At 56.2% G+C, this 15,501-nt stretch carries 11 protein-coding genes; 3 read left to right on the forward strand and 8 right to left on the reverse strand.

Going from position 1 to position 15,501, the window contains the following annotated elements; genetic code table 11:
* Positions 1-338 precede the first annotated feature (338 nt).
* A complete protein-coding gene (locus JM93_RS19235) occupies positions 339-2,774 on the reverse strand; it encodes a methyl-accepting chemotaxis protein (protein ID WP_145346882.1) in 2,436 nt (811 codons plus the stop codon).
* A 276-nt stretch (positions 2,775-3,050) separates the two neighbouring features.
* Entirely contained in the window at positions 3,051-3,806 is a 756-nt protein-coding gene (locus JM93_RS19240) for an SDR family NAD(P)-dependent oxidoreductase (RefSeq protein WP_145346883.1), read from the reverse strand.
* Positions 3,807-3,930: 124 nt separating this feature from the next.
* Here JM93_RS19240 and JM93_RS19245 point away from each other — a divergent pair, with 124 nt between their 5' ends.
* Positions 3,931-4,182, forward strand: a complete 252-nt coding sequence (locus JM93_RS19245; protein WP_145346886.1) for a (2Fe-2S)-binding protein — start codon at positions 3,931-3,933, stop codon at positions 4,180-4,182.
* 12 nt (positions 4,183-4,194) lie between these two features.
* Positions 4,195-4,680, forward strand: coding sequence for a bacterioferritin (gene bfr, locus JM93_RS19250; RefSeq protein WP_145346888.1), 486 nt, complete (start codon positions 4,195-4,197; stop codon positions 4,678-4,680).
* Between the two features lie 22 nt (positions 4,681-4,702).
* Here the strand turns inward: bfr and JM93_RS19255 are convergent, their stop codons facing one another.
* The 4 genes from JM93_RS19255 to JM93_RS19270 form a co-directional block, all read right to left on the reverse strand.
* Positions 4,703-5,338 carry an ATP-binding cassette domain-containing protein gene (locus JM93_RS19255; RefSeq protein ID WP_145346890.1) on the reverse strand — a complete coding sequence of 212 codons (636 nt, stop codon included), beginning with the start codon at positions 5,336-5,338 and terminating at the stop codon, positions 4,703-4,705.
* A gap of 18 nt (positions 5,339-5,356) precedes the next feature.
* Positions 5,357-7,054 carry an ABC transporter permease gene (locus tag JM93_RS19260; protein ID WP_145346893.1) on the reverse strand — a complete coding sequence of 566 codons (1,698 nt, stop codon included), beginning with the start codon at positions 7,052-7,054 and terminating at the stop codon, positions 5,357-5,359.
* 15 nt (positions 7,055-7,069) lie between these two features.
* Positions 7,070-8,293: an ABC transporter substrate-binding protein gene (locus JM93_RS19265; protein WP_145346895.1), complete on the reverse strand. Its 1,224-nt coding sequence runs from the start codon at positions 8,291-8,293 to the stop codon at positions 7,070-7,072.
* A 102-nt stretch (positions 8,294-8,395) separates the two neighbouring features.
* Entirely contained in the window at positions 8,396-8,869 is a 474-nt protein-coding gene (locus tag JM93_RS19270) for an Lrp/AsnC ligand binding domain-containing protein (RefSeq protein ID WP_145346897.1), read from the reverse strand.
* 121 nt (positions 8,870-8,990) lie between these two features.
* Here JM93_RS19270 and putA point away from each other — a divergent pair, with 121 nt between their 5' ends.
* A complete protein-coding gene (gene putA / locus JM93_RS19275; protein ID WP_145346899.1) occupies positions 8,991-12,131 on the forward strand; it encodes a bifunctional proline dehydrogenase/L-glutamate gamma-semialdehyde dehydrogenase PutA in 3,141 nt (1,046 codons plus the stop codon).
* Between the two features lie 2 nt (positions 12,132-12,133).
* Here putA and JM93_RS19280 read toward each other — a convergent pair whose 3' ends face one another.
* Positions 12,134-12,964, reverse strand: a complete 831-nt coding sequence (locus JM93_RS19280) for a hypothetical protein (RefSeq protein ID WP_145346901.1) — start codon at positions 12,962-12,964, stop codon at positions 12,134-12,136.
* A 64-nt stretch (positions 12,965-13,028) separates the two neighbouring features.
* Positions 13,029-15,494 (reverse strand): ATP-dependent helicase HrpB, encoded by a 2,466-nt coding sequence (hrpB, locus tag JM93_RS19285; protein ID WP_425280836.1) that lies wholly within the window; start codon positions 15,492-15,494, stop codon positions 13,029-13,031.
* Positions 15,495-15,501 lie beyond the last annotated feature (7 nt).

A 15,501-nucleotide genomic window follows, 5' to 3' on the forward strand; every position in this document is an offset into this window, starting at 1 on the left:
CCAATGCATGGAAAATTGCATCGAAGGAATGAACTGAAAGTAAATAGATAGCTGGCTAAATATACCAAGTGTGTGAATGTACTGTTTTTTCGGGAAATATTTTCGAAAATAAATACGAAAAGGTGCAGTTCGTCTCTCTTCTTCTGTGCATGTGCGAAAAAGAAATGAAAAACAAGCAATCTCCAAATCGCCCGGAACGCCCGCCAAACGTTGAGAGGAGCGGCGTTCCATTGCACTTGCAAACGTAGCTTTTCCGCGTGGGTATCCGTGATATGCGATCTCAGGAACAAAAAAGGCGGGCCATCGAAGCCCGCCTTTTTGTGTTATTCCATTTTGGACTAGGCCGCGGCGACCGCCCTCAAGAAGGTCTCAACCTCATCCTTCAATTTATCAGTCTTGCTAGAGAGCTCCCCAGAGGCCGTCAGCACCTCTTCTGCGGAGGAGGAGGTTTGGTCCACCGCATGCGAAAGCTCTGTCATCGCAGATGACACATTTGTTGTGCCTTCGGCGGCGCGCTGTACGTTTTGCGATATTTCCTGCGTGGCAGAGCCTTGCTGCTCAACAGCCGCCGCAATCGTAGAGGTGTAGTTGTTCACCTCTTCCATGATCTCTGTGATCTCTGAGATCGCTTCCGCCGATTCTTTTGTTGCGCCTTGGATCGCGCTGATCTGCGATGATATCTCCTCGGTCGCTTTCGATGTTTGTGTCGCAAGTTCCTTCACTTCAGCCGCGACAACAGCGAACCCTTTCCCAGCCTCACCTGCCCGGGCGGCCTCGATTGTAGCATTAAGCGCAAGCAGGTTGGTTTGCTCCGCAATGGCTTGAATGAGGGTAACAACTTCGCCGATCTTGGCTGCGGACTCCGCCAGCCCTTCGACCTTGCGGTTGGTGTTTTGTGTGCCGTGAGTAGCCCGCTCGACCACTTCAGTTGTTTGGGACACCTGCCGGGAGATCTCGCCGATAGACGCGGCTAGCTCTTCCGCTGCGCTTGCAACGGTCTGTACATTTCCGGTTGCCTCGTCCGAAGAGTTCACGGTGCTGCTGGCGTAGCCTGAGCTTTGCCGCGCGATTTCCGTTAAAGCATGGGCGGTCTTGTCGAGGCCGCCAGCTGTTTCTTCAACCGACCCAAGGACCGTCTCGGCTGTTGCACGGAAGTTGCTTATGAGGCTGTCGATCTTGCTCTGCCGTTCCTGTCTGGCAGACTGTTCTTGCGCAGTTTCCTTTTCAAGCCGAGCGCGTTCGATCGCATTGTCTTTGAACACTTGTACGGTGCGATTCATTTCACCCACTTCATCGCCGCGGTCCAGGCCATCGATCGCGACATCGTTTTCGCCATTTGCCAATCGGGCCATGACTTGGGTTGTTGCCTTGATCGGCCGTGTGATGGCCATGTTCAGGCCGAGGGCGAGCGCGACCCCAACTGTCACCGCCACCAGAATGGTGATACCAATCAAGGTGAGTGCGTTTGTGGAAGCGTCGCGCGCGAGGGCTGATTGTCGCGCGGTGATGGACTCAATCTGCTGATTCACAAGTTCAGATAGGTTCGCGAGCTCGGCCTTTTGGTTTTTAAGACTTGCCTTCGCTTCGACCATGTCTTTGAAGGACCGGTCGAAAGAGGCTAGCGAAACCGGGATTTCGCCAATGATTTCGGCAGCTTCCGGCAACACTTTTGTAGCTTTGGCCAACTCGGTTTCGAGCTCGGCTAGTGTTGCGACCTCCGCGGTAACTCCGGCTTGATCATCCACGCCAAATTCGCCGAACAGGTTGAGGACTTCGGCGCGCGCCCGGATGGATGCGACATTCAACGCCTCGGCATTCACAGCGATGTTTCGGACGCTGGCGAGTTTCGTTTGGGCGTTGAGTGCGGCAGATTTTGCTGTCGTGACAGCCGGCATTGCCTGCGAGCGAATATCCTGAGCCGTTTTGATCAGCTCATCGATCGCGTTGCTGACTTGCTCCTTGGCTTCAAAGACTTCATTGAAGTCGAGGTCGCCTTCGAACTTTTTCAAGGACCGGTGCAGGACCGAGGCGTGGCGCGCCAGCAAGCCAAGACTCTTCGAAGAAATGCCTTCTACACGTTGATACCGGAGTGATTTGGTACTTGGAACGAGATTGCCAGTGATTTCGAGCGCGGCCTTCAGCTGATCGTCGCGAAGGTTTCCGCGATTTTCAAGATACATTAGCTGAACCAAGAAAGCCTCTTCCTGAACCGTGAATATGGTCCGGGCGAGCTGGTTTGCATCGTCCAAGTCACTGTTGGACTTGAAGGCGACAGCGCTGGTTTGTTTCTCAACGTCAGCCACAATCTCTTCGATGGCAGCTGCTTGCTTGCGCAGTGCGGTTGTATCCGCCAACAGGACCTGCAGCCGCTGGTCTTGCGCTTCTGTCCCGCTGACCACTGCATCAAAGGTAGATCCGAATTGCTCTACCGCAGACAGCGCAGTCGACACTTGGTTGCTGGATACTTCATCTGATCCGATTGCTTCGCCGAGTGTATTGAGCTGCCGTCCGAGTTCGGAGAGGTGCTGCCGCGTCTGGTCAGCAAAAACGGCCTCTTGCGTTTCCAAGAATTTTTCACGCGCATTTGAGGTTTGTTTGACAAGAACCGCGATTTCAGTGGCTTCATCTGCAACCTGAAATCTAGAGGACAGGTTCGAAATCGCGACAAACCCGACCGCGCCAACGACAATGGTGAGAAGCAAAATAGCAGTAAAACCGCCGCCCACCTTGTACCCGAATTTCAGATCAACCAACCACTTGAGAGGCAGTCTCATGTCTCACCCCGAATGAAATATGCATGCTTGCGACGAACTGATCGCAGCGTGACGGAGAGGCATGAAAAATAGGTAAATATCTCAGTAGTTCGTTATCGAAGGAATTGCATGCTCAAACATTCAATCATTTATTTCTTTTCGCGATGGGTCCTATGGAGTCTTTTTCATTGATGTTTTGGACATGGGTGAAGTTTAGGCGACAGGTTTTTTGTACGCGGTTAAAGTCATGGTGTCTCGGGCGACAAGTAAAAAATTACGCTGCGTCATATTTGACCCTTAGACGTGCTGTCCGCCATTGATATGAATTTCGGCGCCGGTTACGTAGGACGAAGGGTTTGTGCAGAGAAAGTGAATTGTATCTGCGACTTCCTCTGGTCTGCCAAGGCGGCGTAGCGGAATGTCTTCAATCATGTCCTCGGTCCCGGGTGAAAGAATGGATGTGTCGATTTCTCCAGGAGCGATTGCATTTACGCGGATGCCATGCGGACCAAAATCGGCAGCCATTTCCCTCGTTAACCCGGCAAGCGCAGATTTGGAGGTCGCATAGGCGGTGCCTGCGAAGGGGTGAACCCGCATCCCTGCAATCGATGTCACGTTGACGATCGATCCACCTGCGTTCTTGAGCTCTTTAAAAAGGCCCCGGCCAAGCATGATGGGCGCGAAGAAATTAACCTGGAAGACGTGACGCCAGACGTGCATGGACGTCGTCAGGGAATCGAGCCTTGCTCCGTCATCGCCTTTCGGACTTATGCCCGCATTGTTCACAAGCGCATCGAGTTTCGATCCGTGCGGCTCTAGCCGCTTGCGCATCTCCTGTACCGCATAGCCCAAGTTCTCCGGGTCGGAGAGATCGACCTGTATGTGGTCTTCCGGTCCCATCGGCCAGGGACACTTGTCGGAGAATGCATGCCTTGAACAGGTGATCACCCGCCAGCCTGCTGCAGAGAAGCGCTTCACTGTTGCGTGGCCGATCCCCCGGCTTGCACCCGTGAGAACAATTGTGCGCCGTTCGTCTATCGTCGTGTCGCTCATGGACCGTGCCTTGTCTCGAGGATGTAGCATGTTAAAAGTTGACTTATTCAGCCCACTTTAGTTTATGCGCCGAACGTCATATATGCCAGATTGGACTTGAAAGCGAACCACCGCAGGCCCGTGAATGATCATCTGTTCGTGTAATGTGTTGTCGGACAAACAATTGCGCAAGGCGGCTGAGGAAATGCGCGCCGACCCGAACGGCAAGGTGCCGACGCCGGGGGCTGTGTTCCGGCACCTAGGGTGCCGTCCGCGTTGTGGCAGCTGCTTTCCGTCTGTTATTGACATCATTCACGAAAAGACGTCTGAAGAGACCAATAAAGTCAAAAATGAAACCGGTTGTCAGTCCGAATGCCTGAAAGCCGCTGCAGAATAAGGAAATCGCGCCATGAAGGGCGAAGCACGCGTCATTGAATATCTGAACAAGGCACTGCGGCACGAGCTTACCGCGGTGAACCAGTATTGGGTGCACGCGCGGCTTCTGGACGATTGGGGGTTTGGCAAACTTGCAGCAAAAGAGCTCGAAGAGTCAGAGGAAGAACGCGGTCACGCCCAAGAGATCATTGACCGGATCATTTTTCTGGAAGGCCTGCCAAATCTGCAAATTCTTGATCCCCTTCGGATCGGCCAAAACCTGAAAGAAGTTTTGGAGTGTGATCTTGCCGGTGAGTATGTGGCCCGGGCGCTATACCACGAAGCGCGCGAAGTCTGCCGGGACGCGGGTGATTTTGTCTCCATGAAGCTGTTCGAGCGTCTCCTCAGCGATGAAGAAGACCATATCGATTTCCTCGAAACCCAGCTCGACCTTGTTGAGCGGATCGGCATCGACAATTACGCGCTGCTCCAAGCGAAATCAGCGGACGCTGCCGAATAGACGTTTCCTTCGTTGAACTGGCCTACAGCTTAAACAGATGATCATCCGCGGCGACTGCATCGTCCGGATCGTGTGTCACCAGAAGGACGGGCAAGGCACGCTCTCGCGCCATACCAAAAACCAGGCTTCTGATCTCTGCGCGCAGCTCCTGGTCCAGTGATGAAAAAGGCTCGTCGAGCAAAAGTGCCTTGGGGTCCGCCAAAAGCAGACGCATCAATGCGACCCGCGTTTGCTGCCCGCCGGACAAGGTGGCTGGGTCACGTTCGCCCATCCCGTCCAAAGAAACATCCTTCAGTGACTTTTCCGCCAACGCGGCGCGGGCTCGGCGTCCTTTGATGCCCGCAGGCACCGCGAACATCAAGTTCTCAACTACTGACATGTGCGGGAACAAAAGAGGTCTTTGAAACATTAAGCCGACATGCCGGTCCTGAGGCGGGAGGCAAGTGATGTCTTTGCCGCCAAGGATAATCCGCCCTGTTGCTTTGAACTTCGGGTCGAGGAAACCGGCGACCATATTAAGCAGGGACGTTTTACCGCTCCCACTCGCTCCCATGACGGTCAGAATACGGCCCGGGGGGACATGCCGGTCGATGGCAATCAGCTCCTTTTGGTCAAGGCTGATACGGATGTTGTCCAGGGTGAGACCGGTTCGAGGCATAACAAAAACAGACCTGACTTAGACCCGGAGCCCGGATCGATCTCGATGCAAGAGAGCGGGAATGATCGCAGCGGCGGCGAAAAACATAAGCGGAAGCAGCAATTGAAGCATACCATAGACGGCAATCAGGGAGCGGTTTCCACCACTTGAAAGTGCCAGACTCTCGGTTGTGACCGTTGTGACCCGTCCCGCACCAATCATTATTGTTGGTAGATACTGACCGACCGAGACCGCAATACCAATGGCCAGCGTAACCAGTAAGGGACGCATCAGCAAAGGAAGGCGAATCCGGAAAAGTACTTTCCATTTGGACGCGCCGAAAGACATTGCCACCTGCTGATACCGCGGATCAAGGTGGTTCCAGGGATCTGCGAAGGCAAGGTACATGTAAGGCAAAACGAAGATGGCATGTGCCATGGCAACGCCCAAGAGGCTGCCGTCGATCCCGACAAGCACGCTTAAGATCTGGAGTCCGAACAAAAACGACACCTGCGGAATCAGAAGGGGAACAAACACCAGTTTGCGCAGTGTGCCGTCTCCAGATGGTTTCATCCGGGTCCGGCTTTCAAGAACCGAAATCACGAGGATCAAGCACACCAGCGTTACGGAAACAGCAATTACGAGCGTTTGCCAGATGACTTCCGTTCCGGTTTTGCCTAGATCGGCCCAGTGCGAAATCGTAAAACCAGATGGCAATGCACTCGGGAACCACCATCCTTTGCTGATCGACCACAACCCGAGGACGGCAAGGCCAAGTATTGCTGGAAACACAGTTCCAGCAGTCAGAATGAAGCCGATACAGCGCGCTGTATGCTCGCGGCGCCGGCGCTTTCCACGCAGTGTCGAGGCTTGAAGGAGGCCTCGGACAACCCGTTCGCCGGCAAGCCATAGCAGAATGGCGCCCCCGCTTAGCAGGCACTGCAATACCGCGCCTGCGGAGGCTTGAAAACGCATGGCCGGGTCCGGATCTGCCATCCAGCCAAGAATTCGGGGGGCAAGCGGCGCAGGTGTTGTCGGGCCCAGAATTTGAGCAACATCAACAACCGAGGTGGAGTAGGCAAGCACGGCGATGATTGGGAGCCGGATCTGCGGATAAAGCACCGGCAGCACCACCCTAAAGAAGGCGGAGGTTTTCGAGTATCCAAGATTTTGAGCTGCCTTGGACAGTTGATCGGCATTGGTTTGCGGTAGGGCAGCTAATGCCATCAAGAAGAGAAACGGCACCTCCTTGATCACAAGTCCGAATGTCATTGCAAGCCCGAGCGGATCATTCAGGATCAGCAAATCGGGCGGGCGTTCAAAACCGGTCGCCCATGGTGAAAACAGTCGGACGAGGAAACCCGATGGTGCAATTAAAAACGCCAGTCCGAACGCCGCCGCCGCGTGTGGAACGGACAACAACGGCGACATGAGCCTCGAAAGAACTCCAAAGGGTCTCGTACCGTGGAGTGTGGCAACAAAAAGCAGGACTACAAGAAGCGAGAGAGCGGTTGCGGCAAGCCCGGTTCCGGCGCTCAGTGCAGCAGATGTCCATATGGCAGGAGCTTCGAGAAGGTCGCGGACCGGTGTAAGAGAGACTTGATGGCCGCCAAGCGCCGGCAAAAAACCGGCAGCCGGCAGCAGCGTTCCCGCCAAGCCTACAGCAACCGGGGCGCTGAGCAGTAGGACAACCGAAGCGGAAACCCAGTCTGGCCGCGTGGGCTGGGGTTTTTGCATTGCGTGATATCGTGTCTATGAGCCACCGTAGCGCGCTGCCCAGGCGTTTTCGACCGCCTTGACCCAGGATGGGTGAGGTTCCGGTAAAGTCTGGCCCAGCTCCGTCGGGCTTAGTGTTGCAACGCCCAGCTCAAGCATTTCAAAACGTTTTTGATCGGCCTCCTGTAGGCTCGTTACCTTCAGAACTGTTGGGTCGCCCCAAATCGCAGGGTCCTGCTTGCGTGCCTGAGCTTCCGCTGACAGGAGGAAGTTCGCCAGCACCTTGGCGCCCTCCTGCGCTGAGCTGTTAAACGGTATGGCCACGAAATGCGTGTTGCCGATTGTGCCGCCCTCTAAAACGAAGCTGCGCACCGTTGGAGGCAGTTCACCATTGGCGATCGCGCTGGAGGCATCGCCCGGGTTGAACGTAAAGGCAATGTCGATCTCGCCATCGGCAAGCAATTGACGCATCTGGGCCGCGTTCTGAGGGAAGGCCTCTGCGCTGCGCCAAAGGTGCGGGTGGAGATCATCGAGATAAGCGAACAGAGGGGCGAGATCCTGATCCAGCCGGGTGTCAACCACCGGAGATTGGAGTTTTTGCGGGTCGTCAATCAACGTGATGAGCGCTTGCTTGAGAAAGGTAGACCCGTGAAAATTCGGAGGCTGAGGATAGGTGATCCGGCCGGGGTTTGCGTTCGCGTATTCGGCGAGTGCGGAAAGGGACTTCGGTGGTTCTGGCAGCCTTGCACTGTCATGCATGAACACCAGCTGGGCCATGCCCCAAGGGCTTTCCTGTCCGTCGGTTGGAACCGTGAAGTCCGACACAACAGTCGGTTTGCCTTCAACATCGACGTATTGCCAATTGGGTAGGGTCTCCGCCCAGCCTTTTTCCGCCAGCAGGCCCTGGGTCTTCAGCGTGTTAAAGTTTTCGCCATTGATCCAAACCAGATCCACAGTGCCACCAGAGGTGCGTCCGGCCGTTTTTTCGGCAACAATCTGCGTTACCACACCGGCGGTTTCGCTGACTTTGACATGTTCGACGGTCACGCCATACCGGTCTTTTACCGTCTCGGCCGCCCAAGCGATATAGGCGTTGATGCGCGGTTCTCCGCCCCAAGCATGAAAGTAGACGGTTTGGCCATTTGCGGCCTGCTCAATCGCGCTCCAGCTGTCTGCCCCATTGCTGGCAATGGCGGCGGGTGCCGCAGATGCGGCCACAACGGCAAGTGCCACTCCGGCTGCATAAAGCTTGGAAAGCATAAAAATCCACCCCTTTGATTGTTTAGCATCTTGGTGCGTCAGGGCGCGATGACGGTCAATACAAGGCTTTGTGATCTCTTGTAAAAACGTGTGCCAACGCACCTAAACCGGCAGGACGTGCGTGTCCTTGATTTCTTCCATCACAGCATAGGTGTGCGTTTCGCGCACGCCGGGAAGTGTCAAAACGACGTCCGCCAGGAATTTTCGATAGGCGTTCATATCCAGGACCCGGCTTTTAAGCAGATAGTCAAAACCGCCGGCAACCATATGGCACTCCAGAATATCCTCGGCGCGCTCCACTTCGCGTTTGAACGCATCAAAGATTTCAGCGGATGTGCGATCAAGTTTGATCTCAACGAATACAAGGAGCCCCCGCCCGACCTTGTGAGGGACGAGTGTGGCACTGAAGCTTTCTATAAAACCATCGCGTATCAGGCGTTTGAGCCGGTCCGCGGTGGCTGTACCGGACAGGCCGACCTTTTCCGCTAGGTCGGTGTTAGTGATCCGGCCTTCTGTCTGTAGCACCCGGAGTATTTTCCGGTCGGTTCGATCAAGGTCCGTGAAATCTGCGGTCATTAAGTGAATTTGCCTTCAAAATTGATTTTCTTGCCCAAAAAATAAGTGAAAAAGAAGGGCAAAAGCAAGTTACACTTGGGAATTGTCTGAGCTTTGCCGCTCTTTCGGAGGAGAGTTACGAATGACCGCATCGGCCCAAGCTGCCGCGCTTGCTCTTGAGAATACCAGCATCCCGCCATTCCGCGCCGACTATGCGCCCAACGACACGGCGCTTGTGAAACGGCTGCTTATGGACACATCGCTTTCTCAAGAGAGTGAAGACCGGATCGATCAAGCGGCAACCGGCTACATCCAAGACATGCGGTCAACTCCTGTTGGCCTTGGCGGTGTTGAGGACTTCATGCGGGAGTTTGGCCTGACCACCCGCGAAGGGCTTGCCATGATGGTTCTGGCAGAAGCATTGTTGCGGGTGCCGGATGCTGAAACCTCCGACAAGCTGATCGAAGACAAACTCGCCGCCGCGAAGTTTGACGATCCAAGTGGTCCGAAGTCAGACACATGGCTTGTGTCGGCCTCTTCCTGGGCGCTGGGAATCACGTCGCGCCTTTTGCATCCGGGTGACACGCCGCAATCCATTCTGGCGTCTCTTGTGAAGCGCATGGGCATGCCGGCAGTGCGCACCGCGACCCGCAAGGCAATGCGCTTGCTCGGGCACCAATTCGTGCTGGGCGAAACCATTGGCAAGGCGCTTGACCGGGCCCGGGCGCAGGAGAAAAAGGGCTATCGCTATTCCTACGACATGCTGGGTGAGGGAGCCAGAACGGCGGCCGATGCCGAGCGGTATTTCCAGTCCTATGCCAATGCCATCAAAGAAATCGGCCGGGCCGCTGGAAACCGGGCGCTTCCGGAACGGCCGGGCATTTCCGTAAAGCTCTCGGCGCTTCATCCGCGCTATGAGGCCATCAACGGTGAGCGGGTTCGGGATGAGTTGCTACCGAAATTGCTTGAACTCACTAAAATGGCCCGCGACTACGATCTCAACTTCACTGTCGATGCGGAAGAAGCGGACCGGCTGGAGATTTCACTTGATGTGATTGCGGCGGTTCTGGCCGACCCGGTGACCGAAGGGTGGGACGGTTTTGGTCTTGCCGTTCAGGCCTATCAAAAGCGCGGTGTTGAGGTAATTGACTGGTTGGTCAGTGCGGCCCGCCAGACCAACCGCAAGCTCATGGTCCGCCTTGTCAAAGGCGCCTACTGGGACACCGAAATAAAGCACGCTCAGGAAAATGGTGCGGACGGCTATCCTGTCTTCACCCGGAAGGCAGCGACAGATCTGTCCTATATTGCTTGTGCCGAGAAAATGCTGGCCGCGCGCGACGTGCTCTATCCGCAATTTGCAACCCACAACGCCTTGACGGTTGCCCAGGTTGCTGAATTGGCAGGTGACAAGAGTGGGTACGAATTCCAGCGGCTCCACGGCATGGGCGAAAGCCTGTTCAAGTCTGTCACTGAGCGAAATAGTTACCCATGCCGCATCTATGCGCCGGTTGGCGGCCACAAGGATTTGCTTGCCTATCTTGTGCGCCGGCTGCTTGAAAACGGTGCGAATTCGTCCTTTGTCACCATTGTCGGCGACAGCTCGGTTCCGGTCGGCTCCATGCTGAAACGGCCTGCGGAGGTCTTGGAAAACGGCAGCCGCTCCACCAACCGCTCCATTCCATTGCCGCTTGATCTGTATGGTGACAGCCGGAAAAACTCGCGTGGTATTGAGTTCGGTTGGTCGGCAGAGCGGCGTGCCCTGATAGACGGGATTTCCAAAGCAAGTTTTCCGCTCGAAACCGCTCGGCCGATGGTTCCAGGCGTTGCGTCAAGTGGCGCGGAAACTGTCGTCCTGTCGCCGATGGACGGCAAGACCGAAGTCGGCAAGGTGGTTTGGGCCGATTCTGAGATGGCGGCCAAGGCCATGGCGGTTGCGAGCAAAGGGTTTGAGACCTGGTCGCGCCGCCCGGTGGAAGACCGTGCCGCGGCCCTCGACAAATTGGGCGATCTTTTGGAAGAACACAGCGACCGGCTGATGGCTGTCCTGTGCATGGAAGGTGGCAAGACCCTCCAGGATGGCATTGCGGAAGTGCGCGAAGCCGTTGACTTTTGCCGCTATTATGCCGCCGAAGCACGTGGGCTGTTCGGCGGAGGACGTCTTATGCCGGGGCCGACAGGCGAAGAAAACCGCTATCGCTATCGTGGACGCGGCGTGTTTGTCTGCATTTCGCCCTGGAACTTCCCATTGGCAATTTTCCTAGGTCAAATTTCGGCGGCCTTGGTTGCCGGCAACGCGGTTGTTGCGAAACCTGCCGAACAAACGCCGCTCATTGCGCATGAAACCGCAAAGCTGATGTTCCAGGCAGGTATCCCGGAAGACGCGTTCCTGCTTGTGCCAGGCGATGGCTCCGTTGGCGCGGCGCTTACACAGGACCCGCGGGTTGCCGGTGTGGCGTTTACCGGGTCAACAGAAACCGCTTGGGCCATCAATCAAACGCTGGCGCAAAAACGTGGCCCAATTGTCCCTCTGATCGCGGAAACCGGTGGCATGAATGCGATGCTGGTCGATGCAACCGCGCTGCCGGAACAGGTCTGCGACGACGTCATGATGTCGGCGTTCCGGTCGGCGGGCCAGCGCTGCTCTGCTTTGCGTCTGCTGTTTGTTCAAAACGATGTGGCCGACAGCCTTTTGAAAATGCTGGAAGGGGCCGCTGGAGAGCTTGAACTCGACGACCCGCGTCTGCCATCGACCGACCTTGGACCGGTGATCGACCGCGATGCGCGCGACAATATTATGACGCATATCGAAAAGATGAGAGCCAGCCAAAAGTTGCGGTTTGCCGGCAAAACTCCAGAAGGCGCGCTTTCAGGTGGGTCTTGGGTTGCCCCGCATATTGTGGAGCTCGATAAGCCGGAAGCGCTGGAGCGGGAGGTATTCGGACCGGTACTGCATGTGGTGCGCTACGACAGCAAAAAAATCGATGGTGTTCTGGATGCCATCGCGGCCACTGGGTACGGCTTGACCCTCGGCGTTCACAGCCGCATTGACGCAACAGTCAAGAAAGTGGTCGACCGCTTGTCGGTCGGCAATGTCTATGTCAACCGGAACACTATCGGCGCTGTTGTCGGCACCCAGCCGTTTGGCGGTTCGGGACTGTCTGGAACAGGCTTCAAAGCCGGAGGACCGCTTTATCTGACACGATTTGCGCTTGAGCAGGTGGTATCAATCAACACGGCTGCTGCTGGAGGTAACGCCAGTCTTGTGGCCGCTTCCGACGATTGATGTCAGCTTTCGCGGTCGAAGGGCACATGTTCTTCGGCCGCCAACGGCTGGGCTGTGTCAAATGGATCGAGCGACGTCCATGGAGCGACATGGAGTGCAGCTTCGAACGCCTCTTCTGTTCCGGCAAACGTTAGATAGCCTTTTTCCCGCCTCCAGGCCGGGTCAGAATTGTGTTTTGCCGCTTCAGCAAGGTCCGTTTTAAAAACTTCATAGTCTGCGGTCGAGATGCCCAAAGGGCCTTGCAGAATGCGCCCGCTCTCGAGGCATTGGTCAACAATCGGAATCATATCCTTCAAGGCAAGATCTGCAATCGTGTTCATCCATCCGGACCAAAGCGGACTGTCATCGTCGATGGCAGGATTGTCAGGCAAAGCGGAAAGGAGTTTTTGCGCATTTCCAATCGGAAAACGGCCGTTCAAAACCTCAAAGGCCCACGCGTTCAAAAATACTTCATGGATCAGCCAGTCCAGGTCCGGGTTGCCGATGCCGTCCCACAGGTCTTTGGCACGGTTTTCACTGAAGCCCATGAGAACCTGCGGTATGGAGACCGCGATCGCATCGCCAAGATACTCGGCCGTGCAGAGTTCGTCGCCGTTTAGCAGAAGGAACAGCGGTTCGAATGCGGCAATGCATTTTTGGGCGCCAAGAACATGAACGCCAAAAAACATTGCCCGTTGCTCAAGTGGCGAAACCGCCCGTCCATGGGCCGCGTGCTGAAGGATTGACAGGAAAACCGGCTGGCTGACTTCGGGCGTTTCAAGACAATATTTCAGCGTCCGCCACGGCAAGGCCTGCGCGGTTGCCAGATCTGAGATAATATCCTGCCGTTCCATCGAGTCCGTCCCTTGCCGGGAAGCTATCACATTCTTTCAATGAGCCAACGACCTAAAGTCCAGGTTAATTGCGCTTGTATTTGGTTTTGCGGGTTGCTTGTGCAGCTGTCGGATCGTCAGGCCAGGGGTGTTTCGGATAGCGCCCTTTCATGTCCGCCTTCACATCTGCCCATGAGCCTTTCCAAAATCCGGGCAAATCTTTTGTGATTTGAATTGGCCGATGTGCGGGGGAAAGCAGCTCAAGCGTCAGCGGTACAGAGCCGCCGCACACGCTTGGATGTTCATCCAAGCCGAACAATTCTTGGACCCGGATCGAAATGGTCGGACCGGTTTCACCCTCATAGTCAATTGCAGCCTGGGTTCCGGTTGGGGCCGTGAATGCCTCAGGGGCTTTTTCGTTGAGTATCGAAACAGCTTCGAACGGCAACATTGCGGCGAGAGCATTTCCAAGGCAGGCAGGATCAACAGCAGCGATGCTTTTCTTGCCGGCTAGAAACGGAAGGAGCCAGCTGTCCAGACTTCTCTGCAATGCGGCGTCGGAAAGGTCGGGGAGGTCCCGCGTGTCGTTGGAGCGCACATAAGCAACCCTGCCGCGCAACCGCTTTTGGTCTTTGGTCCAGGGCAAACGATCAATGCCAAGCCTTCGGATTTCCTCGATCAGCGCACGCTCAATTGTATCGCCTGAAGGGGTATCGAGTGTTTTGGAGTGCAGTTCAAGTGCTCCATACATCCGCACACGCCGCGCCTTTAGGCCGCCATCCTTGCCAAACTGAACAACATCCTTCTGGGTGATCTGGTTGTGGAAACGCTCTTCTATTTCGCTCAAGGTGACCGGAGCGCACAGAACAATTCGGCCATTTGCGGCCTTGCCCTGGATATCTGCTACGACGAGGAAGGGCTCTCCTGCCAGATCATCCTCCGGCGGAAGTTCTGCTCCACGTCCGTTTGCAAGCCGGTAGCGGCCTCTGGCACCGCGCGCCTGAGCCACCCGATCGGGGTAGGCGAGCGCAAGCAGGATCCCTGCCGTTTCGGGCTCAAGTTTGCCCGCCCGAGTACCAGCGAGTTTGCACCAACGGATACTGAGGTTTTTCGCATCTCGGGCGCGCGGTGTCGTGTCGTCTCGCAAGTGCCGGAGCCTGGCACGAATGTCTGCACTCCGGCCGCCCAAGCCTGGCTCAGACAGTAGGGCAGCGAGGAGAGTGGCTGTGCACGCTTGGTCGGCTTCAGCCGCTTTCAGGACCATATGGGCAAGGCGGGGGTGGAGCGGCAGGGCCGCCAGCCGTTTGCCCTCGTGTGTCACCCTCCCTACCGGGTCGAGGGCCTCAAGCGCACTCAATAGTTTACGCGCTTCGGCCCAGGCGGCTTCAGGCGGAGGATCCATGAATTTGAGCTGCGAAGGATCGGATGTGCCCCAAGCGGCAAGGTCAAGCATCAAACCACACAGATCGGCTTCCAGGATCTCCGGAGTATCTGCGGCAGGAAGCGCGCTTGTCTGCGCTTCACTCCAGATCCGGTAGCACACACCTGGCTCGGTCCGGCCTGCACGGCCCCGGCGCTGGTCAGCGGAGGCGCGTGAGGCCCGAACTGTTGCGAGCCTTGTCAATCCTGTCTGTGGTTCAAACCTGGGAACACGCGCCAGACCGCTGTCGATCACAACACGCACGCCTTCAATCGTGAGCGAGGTCTGCGCGATGGCGCTCGATAAAACGATTTTTCGGGTTCCCGCCGGCGCAGGGCGAATGGCGGCATCTTGAGCTTTGGTGTCCAGTCCGCCATAGAGCGGCGCTAGCTGGCAGTTCGGTGGAAGTTTTCGGCTTAACAGTTCGACCGTGCGCCGGATCTCCGCTTGCCCTGGAAGAAAGACCAGGATCGATCCGGTTTCTTCCGCGAGTGCAAGTCGGATAACCTGAGCCAACTGCTGTTCGATTTTTTGATCGGGTTTCCGGCCGATGTAGCGCGTTTCGACCGGGAAAGACCGGCCCTCGCTTTCAATGATACTCGCATCGCCGAGCAGATTGGCCACAGCTTTTGCGTCGAGCGTCGCGGACATTGTCACGATACGCAGATCGTCGCGCAGCGCACTTTGGACATCTAGAGCAAGGGCAAGCCCGAGATCCGTATCAAGGGCGCGCTCGTGATACTCGTCGAAGAGAACTGCAGAAACACCTGTCAGTTCAGGGTCGTCGAGGATCATCCGGATGAAAACACCTTCCGTAACGACTTCTATCCGGGTGGTTTGGCTGACCTTGCTTTCAAGGCGGACGCGGTAGCCAACTGTGTCCCCGACCTGTTCGCCAAGCTCTGCGGCCATGCGCCGGGCGGCAGCGCGGGCGGCAAGTCGGCGTGGTTCAAGTACGAGAATTTTTCCGTCCCCTCGCCAAGGTGCGTTTAAAAGGGCGAGCGGAACACGCGTGGTTTTGCCGGCGCCCGGCTCTGCAACCAGCACCGCGCAATTTCCTGTTTCCAGAACAGACAAGAATTCCGGGAGGACGTCGTCTATTGGCAGAGGGCTACTTAAGGGCATGTCCATGTCACTG

The sequence above is a fragment of the Roseibium hamelinense genome (assembly GCF_007830545.1).
GTDB classification, from domain to species: Bacteria; Pseudomonadota; Alphaproteobacteria; order Rhizobiales; family Stappiaceae; genus Roseibium; species Roseibium hamelinense.